Source organism: Gluconobacter sp., assembly GCF_047723935.1.
GTDB lineage: Bacteria > Pseudomonadota > Alphaproteobacteria > Acetobacterales > Acetobacteraceae > Gluconobacter.
In genome coordinates this window covers 1-19,058 of record NZ_JBDOBO010000028.1, presented here as the reverse complement: position 1 = coordinate 19,058, position 19,058 = coordinate 1, and the positions used below count along the sequence as shown (strand labels likewise).

The window sequence follows — 19,058 nt, the reverse complement described above, 5'->3', positions numbered from 1 at the left end:
AGAAGGAGGCGCTCCTGTAAAAGCGCCTCCTTCTCATGCTCAGACCAATCGAGCTTCGGCAGTTCCATCCCGCTCAAGGGATTCACCTAGAGCCAGAAGAAGATCTTCCCTGCCCGGGCGCGCAATAAGCTGGGCTCCCAACGGCAGTCCTGCCGTTTTCATCGGGACCGTCAAAACCGGGAAGCCTGCCAACGTCAGCGGTTGCGTATAAAGCCCCAGATTGGCACGCGCAGAGACCATTTTACCCCCTACTTCAATCAATGGCTGATCAAAGCGCGGTGCCTCACCCACCACAGCAGGCGCCAGCAGAATATCTGCATCAGCAAAAGCCTCGTGCATCCGTGCGCGGAACCAGTTCCTCAGACGATGCGCCTGAAAAATCAGGGAAGCCGGCAAAAGGGCACCAGCAAGCAGACGGTCACGCACTGACGGATCGTAATCTTTCGCCTGTGTGCGCAGCCAATGCAGATGAAGTGCTGCTCCTTCCGAGGCACTGATCACGAAAGCAGACGCTCTCGCCCGCGCAACTTCAGGGAGTTCCACCGTATTTTTGGCACCAAGCCGGGCCGCCAGTGCGTTTACTGCTTCCTGCATGGAAGCGGACATGTTCTCCGCAAACCATCCACCCAGACGCGCCACTTTCAAGCCACCAACATCAACAGGTGCGTTTTCCGTCCGGACCAATGCCTCAAAACACGCTCTCAAACCGCCCGCACTGTCCGCAAAAGGCCCAACTGTGTCGAGGCTGGCAACAAACGGGTAGCTACCCTCAATTGGAAAACGCCCCTGCGTTCCCCGGAGCCCCCAAACACCACACAAAGAGGCTGGAACACGGATGGACCCGTTGGTATCGGACCCCAGGCCAAGCGAAAACAAGCGCGCCGCCACTCCAGCCGCCGATCCACCAGACGAACCACCGGCCAGATGATCCGGCGCATGAGGGTTGCGTGTGACGCCATGGTGGGCATTGTCCGTCGCAAAGCCGTAAGCGAACTCGTCCATGTTTGTCAGTGCTACAGGGATGGCTCCCGCTTCGATCAGACGTGCCACGAGTGCGGCATCCCGCGTCGCAGGTGGATCATTTGCCAGCACCTTCGAACCCGCTGTCGTAACCTGACCGGCCACATCAAACAGATCCTTGATCCCGAATGGGACACCCGCCAACGCGCCAGGATCACGGCCTTCCGCAACAGCAGAATCAACCGCAGCAGCAGCGGCAAATGCCCGATCCGTGAGGGGACGCGTGACGCAATTCAATGCTCCATCCCGCTCGGCGATGTCTGCAAAAACAGCTTTGGTTACGTCTGTTGCAGATAACTCGCCGCTTCGAACACGCGCAGCAATGTCCAGCGTGCGAAATTCAAGCCCGCTCATGGTTCGTACTCGAACGCAGGTTCGAGCCTGTCTGACAGTTCCATTCCCTCAATCAGGGTTGCATAGGAACGCAGAAGGTCGAGATTCATCCGAACGCCCTTATGAAATTCAGCGGGTATCACAAGGCCATTCGCCGTTGCGAGAACCTCGATTTCTTTATCTTCCGAAAGATTCATGCTGCTGCCGTCGCCTCTTCAGAGTCAGTCTTCAGGATATGTCGGCCATCAGGGAAACATGCGCAGCCAGAATCTTCCAGCCATTCTGTGTACGAAACCATGTCTGACTCTGACGGCCGATTTTGGAACCACCCCGGCGTTGAAACTCCAGATCAACCACGGCAGCATCCTGACCAATCACCGTGATGACGCGTTTCAGCACATCCCGTGGCGGAGAGCCTCCTGGCCGCTGCTTCCGGAATTCCCTGATTTCTTCGATGCCATAGAGATTTTCACCAACCCCGTACCGGACTGTCTCCGGCCCCGCATAAAAGAGGTCATCCAGGGTCTGAAGATCATTCTCACCCAACGCTTTTTCATAAAGATCAGCCAGGCCTGAAACCTCAGCCAGAATTTTGGGGTCATTCAGCATCCTATATTTTTCCTTCTGCGTGCCCCGCGAGTACGACTTCATGCCCATTGTCTCGCAGAGACTGAACCTGTCGGGCATCAAGATCGGTGTTTGTAAAAATGCAGGATACCTGATCCAGATGCCCGACGTTGTAAGTAGAATGACGGCCGAATTTCGTACTATCCACGAGGAGCAAGCAGGCATCGGTCCGTCTCATCATAAGAGCGTTGAGCCTGGCCTCTTCCTCATCGGGCGTCGAAATCGTCGCGTCTGGCTGCACAGCACTGGCGCCAAGAAATACCTGGTCGAACCAGAGTTTCTCCAGTGCCTGCTCGGCCAAAAGTCCGACCAGACTGCGATTGGTATGCCTCACTCTTCCACCAAGAAGAATCGTCTCAACACCTTCAACACCGCTCAGCATTTCCGAGACCATGATGTTGTTGGAAAAGACCGTCAGCGGCATGGGAGAAATGCGCAGACGCCGCGCGAGCTGCAGAACGGTTGTCCCGGCATCAAAGAAAACCTTTGATCCTGGCTCGATACGGCAAAAGGCCAGATCCGCAATGGCTCGCTTGTGTTCGAGTGCGTGGTTTTCCCGCGCCTCAAACGCAACCTCTCGATCGATGGAAGCAGTCAGGGAAGCACAGCCGCGTGTCCGGATGACAATGCCCTGCTCTTCAAGCAACTGAAGATCCCGCCGGATCGTCGCAAGAGAGGCATCCACCTGTCTGGCCAGCTCGTGGATACCACTCATTCCGTTCAGGTAAAGGTAATGCCGGATCTGAGCCAGCCGGTCAGAAGCCAAAAGACGCTCTCCCTACTGAGCCATGACACGGTATGCCGAAGCATACCCATATTTTTCAAAAAGCATGCATAAAATGATCGAAATCGGAACGTTTCGCTCAGAAAGATGACTTGACATGACTGGCCTCTGACTAGTCTGATCAGATGAGGATCATACTACCCGCAAAGAAAGCCTGGCCGTGACTGAACCCTGTATCGCAGCGATTGATGGCGGGGGCAGCAAGACTCTCCTTGTTGTCCTTCGTCAGGATGGAACAGTCGCCGCCAGGCGGCAGACAGGCGGAACAAACCCTTTTGACCAACCCCTCTGGCGCGAGAGGCTGACAGGCCTTTTGCAGGCGCTCCCTGTCGAGACCCAGTCTGTCGGACTTGGACTAGCCGGATACGGCGAAAGTGAAACGCTTTGCGCCCGGCAAAAAAATGCTGTCTCCGAAAACCTTAAAGACATTCCATACTCCCTCACAAATGACGTGGATATGGCCTGCTCAGCCGCATTTGGCGGACAGCCCGGCATTCTTCTCCTCTCTGGAACAGGCTCCATGGCCTGGGCTTCCGATGCTGCTGGAAAACATTGCAGGGTCGGTGGATGGGGGAGCCTATTTGGCGATGAAGGCAGCGCCTACCAGATTGGCCGAAACGCCCTGGCACTGCTGACGCACATTCTCGATGGTCGAAACACGCAGGATGCCTGCTTCCTGGCGCCCTTCACTGAGGCCATGGGCCTGCCATCCAGCCCGGAACTCTGCACGCCTGCTCTTCTGGAGTGGTATGGCACCCTTGAGCATCCTCGCTCTGCCGTTGCAGCTCTCGCCCGTCACGTATCTGTTCTGGCCGAAGACGGTTGTGTCCCGGCCATGGCTCTTCTGGATCAGGCCGCATCCGATCTGGCCACGCATATCATTGCGGCGCGTAGAAAAATGCCGGGATTAGACCTTCCCTGGAGCTATGCGGGCGGTACGCTTCAAAGCGCGTACCTGCGAAATGCCATCGCAAAACAATGCGGAGCACCTCGCCCTCCCCTTCTCCCTCCCATTGGCGGAGGTCTCATTTCTGCTGCCCGACAGGCCGGATGGACCGCAGATACACACTGGATTCAATCCCTCTCCCGTACCCTCGACACCGTAGGCTCAGGGGCCTGAAAGGTTTTCTTATGAACGCTACCGAGCGCGGTATTCGCGAACAGTTTCCTCTCTGGAACCAGGTAGACATGCAGGATGTGCATCCGGACCCAGAGACTTTCACGGTCGTCGTGGGATGTGGAACATCCGTTCATATTGCGGATTCAATCGCGGCAAGCCTGAACGCCAACGGTGTGTTTTCGCGTGCTGTTGCAGGCAATGAGTGGACACGCCGCCCGCAGGATTATGTGCCGTCCTCAATTCGCCCAAACATTCTAGCTCTTTCACGCAGCGGAGAGTCGACTGAGACGGTTGCCGCTGCCATCGAAAGCCGAAAGAACGGGCTGCACGTCACAGCTTTCACCTGCGCGGAAGAGACCAGTCTCGAGAAGAACGCAGACGAAACCGTCTTGGCCGAAACCCATGCGGAAGAAGGCATTGTCATGACAGCGTCGGCTAGTCTGATGCTGCTGATGGGTCTGCGTTATGCGGGTATTTCCGTCACGCCGGAAACAACAAAGGCTGCCGAGGCACTCCTTAACGCCGCAGATCCGCAGCTCAAGGCTCTAATCGAAGGCCGTTCCCATTTCGTGTTTCTGGGCGCTGGTGCTCTTTATGGCGTTGCCCGAGAAGGCTCCCTAAAACTTCAGGAAATGAGCCTGAGCCAGACGGAAGCGCATCATCCGCTGGAATACCGTCACGGCCCGATCAGCCTGATTGATGACAGTTCGCTTGTCGTGTTCCTGTACCACCCGGACACGCTGGAAGAAGAGAGCATTCTTGCCAAGGATCTGATCGGCAAGGGCGCGCACATTCTCGGCATTGGTGGCCCCGGCACCGTCTCTCTTTCCGTTAAGGAAGGCGCAGATGTACGCCCGTTGGTCGTTCTGCCAGTGCTTCAGCTTTTCGGCGAATATGTCGCGCGCTCAAAGGGATTGGATACTCTGGCCCCTCGTCATCTGACCAAAGTTGTGACGATCGCCTGATTCATGAGCCTTTCTCCGTTCCTGAACCTCGTTCGCCAGACGCACGATCCAGACGTTCCGAAAGCCCAACGTCAAGGACTGACCTCTGTCTGTTCCGCACACCCACTGGTGCTGGAGGCGGCGCTTCAACGCGCTGCCCGGACCAAGCGACATGTTCTGATCGAGGCGACCTGCAATCAGGTCAATCAGGATGGGGGTTATACCGGCATGACCCCGGCAGATTTCCGGGATCTTGTGCTTGGAATTGCCGCTAAGGTCGGCTGCCCGGCGCATCTTGTTCTGCTGGGCGGTGACCATCTTGGCCCCAATCCATGGAAATCCTTGCCCCCGCAGGAGGCCATGGACAAGGCCCTGACCATGATCGAAGCCTTTGCAAAAGCGGGCTTCGTAAAGCTGCACCTCGATGCCAGCATGGGCTGCGCGGGCGAACCGGTTGCGCTTTCCGATGAAACCGTTGCCGAGCGCGCCTGCGCCCTTGCACAGCGCGCCGAAAGCGCGGCTCCCGGTCAGGCCGTCTATATCATTGGAACGGAAGTCCCCGTTCCGGGTGGTGCGGCTGAAGCTCTGGACCATCTGGAGCCAACCTCTCCGGACGCTGCCACTGCAACACTTCAGGTTCACAAAACGCTGTTCCGCCGGGTTCTGGGCGATGATGTCTGGGGCCGTGTGATCGGGCTTGTCGTTCAGCCAGGAGTGGAATTCGGTGTGGAAGATGTGGTGATTTACGACCGGCCGCGCGCGCAGTCCCTCTCGGCCACACTGAACCAAATGCCGGGCCAGATCTTCGAGGCCCATTCGACTGATTATCAGCCCCTCCCCGCCCTGCGCGCACTTGTGGAAGACGGCTTTCTGCTTCTGAAAGTCGGACCGGGCCTGACCTTTGCCCTGCGTGAAGCCCTGTATGGGCTGGACAGCATCCGCTCTGTCCTTTTGCCGCAGCAGGAAAGCCTGCGAATGGTCATGGAACGGATCATGACACAGCAACCCGCGCAGTGGCGTGGCCACTATGAAGGCACGGAGAGCAAGCTCGCCATTCTCCATCACTATGCTTACAGCGACCGCATCCGCTATTACTGGCCTCAACCTGATGCGGAAGCGGCTGTTGAAACGCTTCTGCGACAGCTTGAAGAAACAGGGCTGCCAGACCCGCTTCTGAGCCAATTCCTGCCTGTGCAGTACGAAAAAATCCGCGACGGACTGCTTCCACGGCATCCGCGCGCCATAATTCTTTCCGCAATCGACACAGTTCTTGGCCTGTACGATCAGGCCTGTGGAGCAGAAGTGACATGAACCGTTCCCCGGATAGCCTGACTGGCTCATACGGCCTTGGTCCACTTGGTGTTGCCGCCGCCATCTTCTTCATGATGGGTTTTGTGACCTGGCTGAACGGACCACTGATCTCGTTTGTCCGGGTTGCGTTCTCACTGGGAGACGTCAGCGCCTTTCTGGTGCCTCTGGTCTTCTACCTGTCGTATTTCCTGTTCTCCATTCCCGCATCATTTGTCGCCCGTTCACTAGGTCTACGTCGCGGTCTGTCTGGAGCACTGGTTTTATGTGCGGCAGGCGTGACCCTCTTCGGGCAATTCGTCTCCATGCGCATTTATGGCGGCGCACTGGCTGGGCTTCTGGTGCTGGGTTCAGGGCTTGCACTGATGCAAGTCGTCATCAACCCACTGGTCAGCCTGCTTGGTCCGTCCGAACGGGCCGCCCAGCGTATCGCCATCATGGGTGTCTGTAATAAATTTGCCGGCATTCTGGCGCCTATCGTCCTGGCCACAGTCGTCATGGGCGATATCGGGAATGTCGCGGAGAAAGCGCAGCTTGCTGCAACACCAGAAGCACGAGACGCCATTCTAAACAGCTTCGTCCATGCCATTTATGCGCCCTATATGAGCATGGCTGTCGTTCTTCTGGTCGCTGCCGTGGGCGTGATCTTTTTCCCCCTGCCGGAACTTCAGGCTCCGCCACTTCCAAGCGTGAGCGGAAGCAGTGAGAAAATCTTCCGGCCGCATCTCGTCTTCGGCATTGCAGCCATGTTCATTTATGTCGGTATCGAAGTCATGGCGGGCGACGCTATCGGGACATATGGGCAGGGCTTTGGCCTTCCCCTAAGCGAGACCAAGTTCTTCACCTCCCTGACCCTCGCCGGAATGCTGGCTGGTTATGTCGCCGGGTTCGTTGTTGTTCCACGCATCATCACGCAGGAACGCTTTCTTGAATTCTCCTGCATTGGCGGCTGCATCCTGACCATTGCGGCCTTCCTGACATATGGTTACGCCTCCGTACTTTGCGTCGCTCTGCTGGGCGCCACAAATGCTATGATCATGCCGACGATCTTCCCAATTGCCATTCGGGGTGCCGGCCCTTGGACCCCGTTGGCATCGGCCTTGATTGTCATGGCGTATAGCGGCGGTGCGATCATTCCGCAGATCTATGTCCTGCTGAAGCCTTATGTCGGGTTTCAGGCAATGTTCGCCCTCCTCGTTCTGCCATCCTATCTCGCAGTTCTTTTCTACGCTCGCCGCTACGGACAGACGGGCCTTCTCCCACTGGACCAGAAACAATGACGTCTCATCTCGATGGAAATCTCGTACTCCGGGACCGGATCGTCCCCGGTCGCGTGACCTTCGGCACCCATATCCACGATCTTGAGCCACTGAAAAACGCCGGCAATCGTTACATTCTTCCGGGCTTCATTGATGGACATGTTCACGGTGGCGGTGGGGCCGACACCATGGACGGCGTGGAAGCCATTGAAACACTGTCCCGGTTCCACATGTCTCACGGCACTACGACCATTCTCCCGACAACCATTACGGCACCCTGGAATGACGTAATGAATGCCCTGAGAGCCGTCGCGGAAGTCTGTGAACGCGGGGTGGAAAACGGTCCGCGCATTTATGGAGCCCATTTGGAAGGGCCGTTTGTGAGTCCCCACAAGCTGGGTGCGCAGCCTCCCTTTGCCATTCCTCCCTCCCCTAACCGGGTTCAGGAAGCTGTCGAAACCGGGTGTGTCCGCGTTGTCACGCTTGCTCCCGAACTGGACCATGCAGAAAGTGCCATGCGCAGTTTTGCAGCGGCTGGCGTAAGGGTCAGTCTCGGCCATACCACCACAGATCATGAAGGCGCCGAACGCGCCATCTGCCTTGTCTGTGGAGCTGGCGGAACCGTTGGTGCGACCCATCTTTTCAACGCCATGTCTGCAATTGAGGGGCGTAAACCCGGCCCTGTAACGGCACTCATGTGCAGCGATACCGCTTATGCGGAGATGATCTTCGATACCTACCACGTGCACCCCGCCAGCTTTCGTCTGGCCTCACGCGTTATGGGAGACCGCCTCCTGTTCGTAACAGATGCCATGCGGGGAACGGGTGAACCGGAAGGCCCCAGCAGTCTGGGCGGGCAGGACGTCCTGATCCAGGATGGCGTTGTCCGTCTTCCCGGAGGTTCTCTGGCAGGAAGTGTGCTGACCCTTGATCAGGCTGTGCGCAATGCCGTGCAGGCCGGAAAGTCACTTCCGGAAGCTGCACGGCTCGTCAGCACCAATGCAGCGACTTATCTTGGCCTTCATGATCGGGGCACAATTACTCCCGACCTCCTGGCCGATTTCACCGTTCTGGATGACACGCTGCAAATCGCGGAAGTCTGGGTTGGTGGGCAAAGAACTTTTTGAGGCTGCCTAACTGAGCAGACGTCTCTTCAGATATCCGCGGGTGGTGCCAGCCGATAAACGCCTGCCTGCCAGGGCTTCAGATCAGGCAGCACGTCCGCTGCCTGAGCAGACGTGCTGTCGATCAGAACTTCAGATATTTTCAGACCATGCGGCAGAATATAGTGTTCTTGTTCCCCACACATATTGATCAGAACAAGTAACTGCTCGTCCTCTAGCGTACGCGTAAACGCAATCACCGAAGGGTGGTCTGGATCCACGTCTTCAAATGTACCGTAAATCAGCGCCTGATGCGTAGCGCGCAGCTCAATCAAGCGGCGGTAATAGTTCAGAATGGACCCGGGGTCAGCTTCCTGCTGGGCCACATTGATGTCTGTGTGATTTGGATTAATCCGAAACCAAGGCACACCACTCGTAAAACCCGCGCGCGACGTTCCATCCCATTGCATGGGCGTTCGTGCATTATCCCGACTGATCTTTGACAGGCTGAACAAAACCTCCTTTGCGGACATTTTTCCAATACCAACAGTATTATCCCAGATGCCCTTGGCATTGATGTCCTCGAAATCCTCGATCCCATCAAACCGGATATTCGTCATGCCAATTTCCTGCCCCTGATAAATATAGGGCGTCCCACGCCGCATCAGGAGCATTGTTGCCAGCGCCTTGGCTGACGGGCCGTGCCCTTCGGGCGACGGATCTCCAAACCATGAGACAGCTCGGGGATTATCGTGGTTTTCCAGAAAAGACGTCAGCCAGCCCTCTGGACCAGAAGACGTATCTTCCCCCCTCAGAACGGCCTTGAGATCCTTGATCGTCCAGTCCTGTACCTGCCAGTCATGGCGGCCAAGACGAACGATTTCGAAATGAAAAACCATTGTCATTTCCCGTCGGCTTTCCGCAACAAAAGCCGGGGTCTCTTCAAACGGAACGCCAAAAGCTTCTCCGACCGTCAGCAGGTCCCGGTCAGCGAAAACCTCCCGATGCATTTCCTGGAGATAGTCATGTACCTTGGGGCCTGTGACATAAACATGCTCCAGACTTTCCATCTCGGCGAGCGTAAGGTCTCTGAGGCCTGATAACTTGGACAGAAAGCAGATTGCGTCCAGCCGAAAGCCAGACACACCACGGTCGAGCCAGAAACGCATCATGCTATATATTTCTTCCCGGACCTGGGGGTTTTCCCAGTTCAAATCGGGCTGCTCCCGGGCAAAATAGTGCAAATAATATTGCCCTGTCGCTTCATCCTTCTCCCATGCACTCCCGCCAAAAATGGACAGATAGTTGTTGGGCGGACCGCTATCCCGGCCATCCCTCCAGATATAGAAATCACGGTAGGGATTATCCCGCCCGGCTCGGCTCTGCCGAAACCATGCATGCTGATCACTCGTGTGGTTGGCGACAATATCCACAATGAGCTTCATTCCCCGGGCATTTAATCCTGCTACCAGACGGTCAAAGTCTTCCATGCTCCCCTGAAGGGGATCAACTTTGCGGTAATCCCGGATGTCATACCCGTTATCAACATTCGGGCTGTCATAGTGCGGGGCCAGCCAGATCACCTGTACGCCGAGCGATTGCAGATAATCCAACCGGCTGATGAGACCCGGAAGATCTCCTATTCCATCCCCGTCGCTATCACAGAATGACCGTGTATAGACCTGATAAACCACAGCTTCCTTCCACCAGCGCCTCTTGTCGAGCGTATTGGCTTCACTGGCACGAAGGGCTGTCAGGAATGGTGCGTTGGAATCGTTGGGGGAAGGCTGTGACATCCGGGCTATCTCCTCGCGGATATAAGCCTTCAACGACGCACCAGGAAAAAGCGTTTCAACCTTTACCGTACAAGTTAACGAGACCGCTTTATCAGTCAGTCGCTTGACAGATGCGCCTCGAAACAGTCTGTGTCTCTGGCATGTCGGTGAGCCTGAAGGAGCTACGCCACCGCCCTTATCTATTGCGCTCCAGGAGTTCTTGACCCTGATGTCCACGAACCAGACATCCACCCTGCTGAATGATCTTTCTGCTTCCGAACGGAATTATATGCAGGATTATCTTACCCAGTCAGCCGAGACGATGGTGGCCTTCTCGAAAGATGAAGCCTGCTCAGAAATGATGGCAGGCATTGCATTGACCATCACATCCGCGCTGCAGGACGATGGAAAGCTGCTGGTTGCCGGAAATGGCGGAAGCGCGGCGGATGCCCAGCACATTGCTGGCGAATTCACGGCCCGCCTGATGTATGACCGTCGCCCACTGGCCGCTATTGCCCTAACAACGGACACATCCAGCCTGACGGCCATCGGCAACGACTATGGCTTTGACCACGTCTTTTCCCGACAGGTACTTGCTCTGGGTCGCAAGGGCGACGTTTTCCTTGGCATCACCACATCCGGGCGTTCGCCGAATATCGTGGAAGCACTCAAGGCTGCTCGCTCGCAAGGGGTCACAACCATCGTCTTTACAGGCCAGACGTCGGTCGAAATTCCGGAAGCGGACTTCGTACTCCGCGTTCCTTCTGCATGGACGCCCCTGATCCAGCAGATGCATATTACAGCCGCACATATTGTCTGCGCGCTGGTTGAGCGGGCGCTGTGCCCACAATCCTCCATTCACGAACAGCACTGAGCAGGCACCAGTGAACTGAGCATGGACCCAGCAGACAGACCCTGGTCACTGTCCGCCGGGTCCATGCCCTGAATTATCAGGACCGGATGCGCCAGCGCCAGTCGTTCAGAACTTCCTCAAGAGTGTTTTTCCAGGAGATCTGCGCCGTCCAGCCCAAGATGCGTTGAGCTTCAGACGGATCACCCCGCATATTCTGCAGTCCTGACGGTGTCTGACGCGTAGAGTCCAGGCAGATGTCTGCTTTGACGCCCGCCATCTCCATCAGGTCATTCAACATGGCACGAACCGTTCTGGTCTCACCGCTGCAAATATTCAGGATCGTGCCATCCGCAGGAGCCTCGGGTAGCGTCAGGGCATCGATATAAGCATCACAGGCATCCCGAACATTTGTGATGTCATACCCAACATCCGGATGGTTTATCGTAATGGTCGTCTGCTGGTGCGCCTCAACCCGAGCGACCTGAGCGGCCAGAAAGGGTAGGATGGCATTCGGATCCTGATCGCTTCCAGCTTGCGTGAAGGGCCGCATCCGCACAGCGTGCAGACCCTCTTTCGCCATCATTCCTACCGCCATATCAGCCGCCGCCTTACTGGCTGCATAAGAATTCAACGGTGCTACAGTCGCAGTTTCGTTTAGGGGAACGCCTTCCGCAAAAGAGGCACCATAAATTTCAGCTGAAGACACATAGACAAAACGGATGTGGCGGGCGTGTTTCTGAAACGTCTCCGCCAGATTCATCGTTCCGTCCAGATTGACTTGCCAGGCGCGCTGCGTGTCCTGACTGGCCTCCAGAACCGATGACACGGCAGCAAGGTGAATGCAGGCATCGGGCCGTGTGTCCTGCACCACACGCTCTACAGCCTCACGGTCCAGAATATTCAGTTGCCCTTCAATCAGAACATGATCGGGCATCCGGTCCTTAAGGCGTGTTTTCAAATGGGTTCCAACAAACCCAAGACCACCCGTAAGAAGAATTCGCATTGCCTGCCCTCACACCGACCACCCTAAGGAGCCGAGAGGGTCAGAGGACGTAAGAAGCGAATTTTCCGAAACAGGTAGCATTGATCATTCTCCCATGCTGACGGATCTGAGGCCCGAACAAAGGTACGGCCGTTCCGCCATCCCTTCGTTCTCGACCACATTCAGTCACGGGGCAAGAGAGCAACTCTTGTGCTGGGGTACAGGATCAGTTCCCGAGAGAACGATCAACAGAACGGCCAGCGCGTTCGATCGGGCCCTTCGGCGGATCAACGGTGTCACGCACCTTTTCACCGAACGTCCGGTGGTGTTCGCAGGCCGTCAACGTCACGCAGGACACGGAAAGGGCCAGAAGAAGCAGTATCGATTTACGCACGTGGAGTAATCCTCCGAAAAGACGGTGAAGCCATCAGAAACGATCAGCGCCGTTTCCGGTTCCCTCCACGTAACGAATTCAGAAGATTTCGATATGACTCTTGAAGCCCATCATAACGGCATCCCGTAAGTTCACCTGCCCGTTCGGGTTATGGTAATATTGAAGATCAGGCTCAAACGTCATCGCACGGCCGATTGCGAACGTGTAGTTCAGCTCTGCAACTTCCTGATGCGTCTGCAAGCCCGTCGCCCGATAAGGCAGAGACTTGCCGGCAGCCAGAAGAATCCGTTCAGTTCTCTGCACACCTGACGCGATATGAACATACGAGACCGCCAGTCCAATCGTGTCTGATGGCCGCGCAGCCCAGAAACCTTTCCAGGTTGCGCCCAGATAGATCTGCCGGTCTCTCAGTGCCGTCCGAGGCTCGTTCAGTACGACCCCCCCCATCAGCGTCACACCGCCCTGTGGGTTGATTCTAGAGCCTTTGATTCGTTGATCCGCCATCAGCCAGGTGGACCACGAACCGCTATGTCGGGCAGCAGAATATCCGCTATCCGCATACGGGTTTCCCAACGTATCCAGAAAGTTCTCAGACCGCCCCATCGTCTCCACGGCTATGCCAAGTTTGTAATGGCCCGGATACGCCAGCTCTCCGGAAGGGCGACGGAAGATGGGCTGCCATCCGATTTCTACGGGAAAGATTTCACCAACAATATTCGAGCCATTCAGCTTGAACCCTGTTCTGTGTTGCGCGACCGAATAAATGCCTTCTTCCGCAAAATAGACACCCGTCTCGACATAAACATCCCGCCGCCAGGGACGCCCTCTCACACGCAACGCCCAGACAGACGCCGGATAAGAGCTGTAATAGGCGCTGTCAGAAGCACCTTTGGGGCGACCACAGAAGCTATTGTTCACGAAGGAGCAAAACACAGTACCGGCGGCGAAATCCGAAAGCTGGGACATACGCCCCGCTGCGATTGCCAGTCGGTTCTGGAACAGGTGCTGCTCCCCATATGCCATCACAAGATGCACCACGACGTTTCCGCCACCACCATAGGTCTCCTGACTGTGAGCCAGCCAGTCTCCAAACATGCGGTTAGCCGTTGTGCCGTAGCGTCCTATGAAAATCACATGAGTCGCAAAGCCCTGAAGCTTCGCCAGACGGTTCCAATCCGTGACAATATTCAGAGCATACTGGCCGGCATTAGACGCGCCCTGCTTGTAACCATACCCTTTGGTCGGAGCCGTCACAGCGCCCATCATCTCGTTCATATTGTCGAACTGGGCAATCGTTCCATGGCGTCTCAACCAACCATGAGCGTCATTCACAAAAGGAAAAAGCGAAGGCGGAGCAGACAGGTTTCCGGCAAGGTCTTCATAGGCCGACGCTTTAGGCAAAAGCTCCGCAGCCCCTGCTGACAACGGTGCAGCCTCTGTTTCCCCACTGGCCTGATCTGACGCAGTACGTCCTTCGGGCGAAGACGCTTCAGACGCCGGATCGGCAGCCATGGCGCCACCGGCCGAGGACAGCACACATACGGAAACAGCAACACGCATCATTCGCCGCACAACGGCCATGCAGCTTTCTTCCGTATCGCTTTTTACGTGATCGCTTATCGAACTATCACCGCTCAAAAATGAATTTTCCTTGATGTCGCTTCAACCCACCCTGTTTATGCACACGACGACATCAGCTTCCATCCTGCAAATGCTGCCCCTCCCACTGCATGAGCGTTGGAGCGAAGACAATATGGATACTTCGACTTTCATAAACCGGAGAAAAGTGCGCTAAACACCCCACTTAGGCACAGAGTTAACCCGTTTTTTACGAAACATATGTTTGGGTCGTTTTGTTCAGAACAAACGGAATTGCCCCATACATGTTGCTTCCATCTCGTCATGCTATGCGCTGTCTGGGGCTGATCGGGCTAATACCTGCCCTCTCCGCTTGTAATTCGCTAGCCCAGCTCTCTGAGGTTGGGCGGCCGCCACGCATGACGTCCATTACCGACCCAACATTAGCAGCAAGCTATCGCCCTGTCACAATGCCCATGCCCCCCCTGCGTCCCCCTCCGCAGGAAGCCTCCAGCCTGTGGCGAAGTGGTAGCCGTGCGTTCTTCAAGGACCAGCGTGCCTCTCAGGTTGGGGATCTGGTCACGATCATTGTGGACATCACCGATAACGCTGCTTTCAATAACGGCACGACAGCCAATCGTGCTGCCAACGAAAAATTTGGAATCCCAAATCTGTTTGGAATCAAAGGACGAGTCATCGGCGCTGTAACGGGTGCTGACAGCCTGAACACGACCAGCAGTAGCGATAGCAGCGCGACAGGAAAGATCATCCGGAATGAAACGGTAACCCTTCGTCTGGCAGGAACCATCACACAGGTTCTTCCAAACGGGAATTTCGTCGTGATGGGGAAACAGGAAGTTCGGGTCAACAGTGAACTACGTGAGCTCGGTGTCAGCGGCATTGTCAGGCCACAGGACATAACGGCGGACAATACCGTTACCCACGATCGGATGGCGGAAGCCCGCATTTCGTACGGTGGCAGAGGGACCATCACCCAGATCCAGACCCCTCGTTACGGACAGCAGGTTATGGACTCGATTTTACCATTCTAAACAAAAAAAAACGCCGGGAATAACCCGGCGTTTTCCTTAAAATCTTAGCTCTTATCCAGCTCAGTGAGCGGCAGGACGAGACAGCAGAAGAGCCCAAAGTTCGGCAACGTCCTTTGCGGGACCATTCCCAGTGATGGATTCAAAGGTCTTGATGGCATCAGCCTTATGACCAGCGTCCATCTGCGCCATACCAAATTCAATCTGGGCCAGATCCGGATAGTGTGGCTTCTTCCCAAGGCCGGTTTTCATCAGGGCAAGGCCCTGATCAGCCTGACCATTCAGAACAAGATTATAACCCGTTGTCAGAGCAGGACCTGCAGAGGGATCCGTGGCAGCAGACGCAGCAGCCTGAGCAAGTTGTGCACGGTCAGCAGCGGCACGCTGTGCAACAAATGCGTGGAATTTCGCATCGCCAGCGGCTGTCGGACCGTTACCCAGAGACTTGTTGGCATAGCCCTGATTGAGCAGGTTCAGCGCCAATTGGGGCAGACCCAGCTGAACAGCGCGCTCACCCATGTCCTGGTAGTCGGACGGATCCTTCAGGACCCCCGTCGCCAGACGCAGACGCTCAACATAGAAAACCAGCGGCGGTGCCAGATTAGGATTTGCGACCAGATCATGGATCAGCATCGCCCAATAATCAGGCTTGGAATAATACTTGGCCAGCAGGACGTAGGCGTGCGTCTTGGCGTCCGCGTCCTTCAGGTTCGTATAAGCGGTGGCGAGCATCTGAAGCTGATTTTCAGCAGGAATCTTGCCTGCCTTGATCGTTGCGTCCACCTGCTCCTGAGCAGCCTTGGCTGTTCCTTTCCAGTCACCCTGAAGATAGTAACACTGGATCAGCATCGTCTGCATGCGCGGGTCAGGCCCGTGTTCATGCAAATAACGCTCGGTCGGCGGAATGGCGGCCGCATAGTTCTTGGCACTATAAGCCATGGTAGCCTGAGCCATCAGCATCTGACCCTTCGCAGCCTTCGGCGTGCGGGAGCTATTGATCAGAACGTCATAAGCTTTGGTTGCCGCAGCCACGTTGCCGGACTGAGCAGCGACCGCTGCACGCATCTGGGCAATGGTATAGGATTCGTAATCCGTCTTGCCCTTGACCGCATCCGCGGCATCCACCGCAGCCATGGCTTTTTCATAGCTCTTCGCGGCAAGAGCACTCTGCGCCTGCTGAAGATCCTTGCCGACAGCTTGGCCCAGCACATCGTCAGCATGGGCGGCAGGCCCAGCAACAAGAGCTGCACCAATAGCACCAGCCAGCAGAAGGGAGCGGGCGCTCAGACGGCGGTTAAGGGACAAAGACACGAATTACTGTCCTTCCATGAACTGATCCAGACCGACGATACCCAGCTTGGTCACACCGAGACGCTGAGCGTCAGCCATGACGTGGGCAACCGTTTTATAATCGGCAAGACGGTCAGGATGAATATGGACCTCGGGCTGATCGCCTTCAGCAGCAGCGGCCTCAAAATGAGCCTGAAGTGCTGCTTCCGAGCTGACCGGCTCGCTGTTCCACGAAATGCTGTTGTCGTAATTGATGCTGACAGTCACCAGCTTAGGCTGCTCGGTAGACGGCGGAGGATTGCCCTGAGGCAGATCGATCGCCACCGAATGTGTCTGCAGCGGGATGGTGATGATCAGCATGATCAGCAGCACCAGCATCACGTCGATCAACGGCGTGGTGTTGATATCGACGATACCTTCGTCTTCGTGCGTGCTGTCCGATCCGACGCTCATGCCCATGACGGCGGTTCTCCAAAAGGGTGACGTGAAAGAGGTTGCCGGACCGTTCTTTCTATAACGGCCCGGCAGACCTTCAGTTCGAGTGGGGCTGCTCGGTGATGAAGTCCACGTGAGCGATACCAGCTTCCTGAGCTGTAGCGACCACCTGGCCAACTGCCAGATACTTGGCAGCACCGTCACCACGGATCTGGACCTGCGGCTGAGGCTTCTGCTTAGCCACCTCTACAAGGCGGTTCAGCAGATCCTGATGCGTTGGGACCGGTGTGGTGTTCCAGAAAACCTGGCCATTCGCAGTCACTGCCAGAACAACATTATTCGGCTTAGTCTGGGTCGGCTGATTTGCATCAACCGGCAGCTTCAGCTTCACAGTATGCGTGGCGACTGGGATGGTGATCAAGAAGATGATCAGCAGCACCAGCATGACGTCGACGAGGGGAGTGGTGTTGATTGCCGACACCACCTCGTCGTCACCGCCGCCTCCTCCGACGTTCATTCCCATAGTATCAGACCCGCTGGCTGGTGGTGATGGTGGTCGGAGCTGACATGCCGCCGTCTTCCGGAGACACGCCGTGACGGAAGCCACCGATCAGGACAGACTGAACGTCTGCAGCGAAGTTGCGAACGCGATCCATAGCGCCCTTGTTACGGCGAACGAGCAGGTTGTAACCCAGAACGGCCGGAACAGCGGTTGCAAGACCAATTGCCGTCATGATGAGGGATTCACCCACCGGACCAGCAACCTTGTCGATGGACGCCTGACCTGCAATGCCGATGGCGGTCAGAGCGTGGTAAATACCCCAAACCGTGCCGAACAGACCGACGAACGGAGAGGTGGAACCCACCGTACCGAGGAACGCGAGGCCGCCCTGAAGACGCGTGTTGATGGTGTCAACGGAGCGCCCGATGGACATTTCCGTCCAGGAGTGCAGGTCGATCGCATCACGCATGGAACCTTCGTGGTGCTCTGCAGCAACAATACCGGTTTCAGCGATGTAACGGAACGGAGAAGAAGCCTTCAGGGACGCAGCGCCAGCCTGAACGGACGGCTTCGTCCAGAATTCACGGGAAGCTTCCTTGGAAGCAGCGAACACACGGCCCTGCTCCAGGAACTTCATGACCATGATGATCCAGGTACCAGCGGACATGATAACCATGATGATCAGAACGCCACGAGCGATCACGTCACCATTGGCCCACAGAGCGCCAAGACCGTACGGGTTACCCTGTGGAGCCGGAGCTTCAGGGGCGGCCGTTGCGCTTTCACCCGGGGTGGCAGCAGCAGCAGGCGTCTGGTCAGCAGGAGCAGCTGCATCACCGGCGGCAGGTGCCGGAGCGCCAGCATCATTCGGTGCAGAAGCAGCAGGTGCAGCAGACGGGTCCGAGGACGGAGCCGGCGGCACTGCCGACGGATCGGCCGGAGCGGCAGCCGGAGCACTCTGATCAGCCGGTGCAGGCTGAGCGAAAGCGACGGCCGGTGCGATTGCACCCGAAGCCAGGGCCAGCGTCAGAGCCATGGCGCTGGCCCGGACGGCGCGCGCCTTCGTCGGAACGTCAAGAGCAGGAAGGCGGAACAGTCTGGTCATGAACTCCATATCCTCGTTAGAGATGCCCGTTTTAGGAGCTGTCTGGGGTGCCGGCCATATGGGGACCGGCCCTTTTCCTGAACCTCTCCGAACCACCTGATCCGAAGAGGCAATCTTATTGGACTACTGGCTGACGGACACTTAGTCGCCCATCGTGAAGTCAACGTGCAGAATGTGGTGATGCTCGGTAACCGGAGCGCCGTTAACGACGGCGGGCTGGTACCGGGCTCGACGAAGGAAGTCGAGCGCACTTTCCACAAACTCGTGACCACCGGTGGAGCTGACAATCGCGCAGTTTGCCGTGTGACCGTTTGGAAGAATGTCGCAGGAAGCCGTAACTTTACCTTCACGGTTCTCTTCCTGGGCTTCCTCCGGATACTCCGGCTTGGCGCCGTTGATCGGAGACGCGCCAGCCGTGTGATCAGGCACTGCCGGAGCTGGCGGACCCTGCGGAGGAGCCGGAACAGGCTCAGGTGCAGGCGTCGGGCTCGGCGGAACCGGATGCGGCGGCTTGGCGTGTGTGACCCGCTGGATCGCCTTGGGCGGCGGCGGAACACTGATCTTCGGCGGCGGAATATACGGCGGCGGCGGCTGTTC

20 protein-coding genes are annotated in these 19,058 nt (G+C 56.7%); 7 read left to right on the top strand and 13 right to left on the bottom strand.

What is annotated here, in order from left to right:
* Positions 1–39 precede the first annotated feature (39 nt).
* From ABF979_RS10280 to ABF979_RS10265, 4 genes are read right to left on the bottom strand one after another with little or no spacing between them, the layout of a single operon-like run.
* Entirely contained in the window at positions 40–1,374 is a 1,335-nt protein-coding gene (locus ABF979_RS10280) for an AtzE family amidohydrolase (protein WP_415559586.1), read from the bottom strand.
* Positions 1,371–1,550, bottom strand: coding sequence for a DUF4089 domain-containing protein (locus ABF979_RS10275; protein ID WP_046900228.1), 180 nt, complete (start codon positions 1,548–1,550; stop codon positions 1,371–1,373). The genes ABF979_RS10280 and ABF979_RS10275 overlap by 4 nt, the downstream gene beginning before the upstream one ends.
* A gap of 31 nt (positions 1,551–1,581) precedes the next feature.
* Positions 1,582–1,962, bottom strand: a complete 381-nt coding sequence (gene hpxZ / locus ABF979_RS10270; protein ID WP_415559584.1) for an oxalurate catabolism protein HpxZ — start codon at positions 1,960–1,962, stop codon at positions 1,582–1,584.
* A gap of 1 nt (position 1,963) precedes the next feature.
* Entirely contained in the window at positions 1,964–2,746 is a 783-nt protein-coding gene (locus ABF979_RS10265) for a DeoR/GlpR family DNA-binding transcription regulator (RefSeq protein ID WP_415559582.1), read from the bottom strand.
* A 178-nt stretch (positions 2,747–2,924) separates the two neighbouring features.
* Here ABF979_RS10265 and ABF979_RS10260 point away from each other — a divergent pair, with 178 nt between their 5' ends.
* From ABF979_RS10260 to nagA, 5 genes are read left to right on the top strand one after another with little or no spacing between them, the layout of a single operon-like run.
* Positions 2,925–3,884 (top strand): N-acetylglucosamine kinase, encoded by a 960-nt coding sequence (locus tag ABF979_RS10260; protein WP_415559580.1) that lies wholly within the window; start codon positions 2,925–2,927, stop codon positions 3,882–3,884.
* Between the two features lie 11 nt (positions 3,885–3,895).
* Positions 3,896–4,849: an SIS domain-containing protein gene (locus tag ABF979_RS10255; protein WP_415559578.1), complete on the top strand. Its 954-nt coding sequence runs from the start codon at positions 3,896–3,898 to the stop codon at positions 4,847–4,849.
* A gap of 3 nt (positions 4,850–4,852) precedes the next feature.
* The gene (locus ABF979_RS10250; RefSeq protein WP_415559577.1) at positions 4,853–6,139 is read left to right on the top strand and encodes a D-tagatose-bisphosphate aldolase, class II, non-catalytic subunit; all 1,287 of its coding nucleotides are present in this window, start codon (positions 4,853–4,855) and stop codon (positions 6,137–6,139) included.
* Positions 6,136–7,416 carry a glucose/galactose MFS transporter gene (gluP, locus tag ABF979_RS10245; protein ID WP_415559575.1) on the top strand — a complete coding sequence of 427 codons (1,281 nt, stop codon included), beginning with the start codon at positions 6,136–6,138 and terminating at the stop codon, positions 7,414–7,416. The genes ABF979_RS10250 and gluP overlap by 4 nt, the downstream gene beginning before the upstream one ends.
* Positions 7,413–8,522 carry an N-acetylglucosamine-6-phosphate deacetylase gene (nagA, locus tag ABF979_RS10240; protein ID WP_415559573.1) on the top strand — a complete coding sequence of 370 codons (1,110 nt, stop codon included), beginning with the start codon at positions 7,413–7,415 and terminating at the stop codon, positions 8,520–8,522. The genes gluP and nagA overlap by 4 nt, the downstream gene beginning before the upstream one ends.
* A 26-nt stretch (positions 8,523–8,548) precedes the next feature.
* Here nagA and ABF979_RS10235 read toward each other — a convergent pair whose 3' ends face one another.
* Positions 8,549–10,294, bottom strand: coding sequence for a glycoside hydrolase family 13 protein (locus ABF979_RS10235; RefSeq protein ID WP_415559571.1), 1,746 nt, complete (start codon positions 10,292–10,294; stop codon positions 8,549–8,551).
* A 208-nt stretch (positions 10,295–10,502) separates the two neighbouring features.
* Between ABF979_RS10235 and ABF979_RS10230 the strand changes: the two genes are divergently transcribed.
* Positions 10,503–11,147: a D-sedoheptulose 7-phosphate isomerase gene (locus ABF979_RS10230; protein WP_202208098.1), complete on the top strand. Its 645-nt coding sequence runs from the start codon at positions 10,503–10,505 to the stop codon at positions 11,145–11,147.
* A 76-nt stretch (positions 11,148–11,223) separates the two neighbouring features.
* Here ABF979_RS10230 and ABF979_RS10225 read toward each other — a convergent pair whose 3' ends face one another.
* The 3 genes from ABF979_RS10225 to ABF979_RS10215 all read right to left on the bottom strand — a co-directional run bounded on the left by ABF979_RS10225 (position 11,224) and on the right by ABF979_RS10215 (position 14,140).
* A complete protein-coding gene (locus ABF979_RS10225; protein ID WP_202208097.1) occupies positions 11,224–12,129 on the bottom strand; it encodes an NAD-dependent epimerase/dehydratase family protein in 906 nt (301 codons plus the stop codon).
* Positions 12,130–12,334: 205 nt separating this feature from the next.
* Positions 12,335–12,502 carry a hypothetical protein gene (locus tag ABF979_RS10220; RefSeq protein WP_167386170.1) on the bottom strand — a complete coding sequence of 56 codons (168 nt, stop codon included), beginning with the start codon at positions 12,500–12,502 and terminating at the stop codon, positions 12,335–12,337.
* Between the two features lie 78 nt (positions 12,503–12,580).
* On the bottom strand, positions 12,581–14,140 hold the full coding sequence (locus tag ABF979_RS10215) for a carbohydrate porin (RefSeq protein WP_415559568.1): 1,560 nt from the start codon (positions 14,138–14,140) through the stop codon (positions 12,581–12,583).
* A 245-nt stretch (positions 14,141–14,385) separates the two neighbouring features.
* Here ABF979_RS10215 and flgH point away from each other — a divergent pair, with 245 nt between their 5' ends.
* Positions 14,386–15,132, top strand: a complete 747-nt coding sequence (gene flgH / locus ABF979_RS10210) for a flagellar basal body L-ring protein FlgH (protein ID WP_415559566.1) — start codon at positions 14,386–14,388, stop codon at positions 15,130–15,132.
* A gap of 60 nt (positions 15,133–15,192) precedes the next feature.
* Here the strand turns inward: flgH and ABF979_RS10205 are convergent, their stop codons facing one another.
* The 5 genes from ABF979_RS10205 to ABF979_RS10185 form a co-directional block, all read right to left on the bottom strand.
* Positions 15,193–16,440, bottom strand: coding sequence for a hypothetical protein (locus ABF979_RS10205; RefSeq protein ID WP_415559564.1), 1,248 nt, complete (start codon positions 16,438–16,440; stop codon positions 15,193–15,195).
* Between the two features lie 3 nt (positions 16,441–16,443).
* Positions 16,444–16,878 carry an ExbD/TolR family protein gene (locus tag ABF979_RS10200; RefSeq protein WP_202208094.1) on the bottom strand — a complete coding sequence of 145 codons (435 nt, stop codon included), beginning with the start codon at positions 16,876–16,878 and terminating at the stop codon, positions 16,444–16,446.
* A 73-nt stretch (positions 16,879–16,951) separates the two neighbouring features.
* Positions 16,952–17,377 (bottom strand): ExbD/TolR family protein, encoded by a 426-nt coding sequence (locus ABF979_RS10195; RefSeq protein WP_202208093.1) that lies wholly within the window; start codon positions 17,375–17,377, stop codon positions 16,952–16,954.
* A gap of 4 nt (positions 17,378–17,381) precedes the next feature.
* On the bottom strand, positions 17,382–18,461 hold the full coding sequence (locus tag ABF979_RS10190) for a MotA/TolQ/ExbB proton channel family protein (RefSeq protein WP_080951457.1): 1,080 nt from the start codon (positions 18,459–18,461) through the stop codon (positions 17,382–17,384).
* Positions 18,462–18,602: 141 nt separating this feature from the next.
* Positions 18,603–19,058, bottom strand: a 456-nt coding sequence (locus ABF979_RS10185; protein WP_415559562.1) for an energy transducer TonB, incomplete at its 5' end; no start/stop codon positions are given.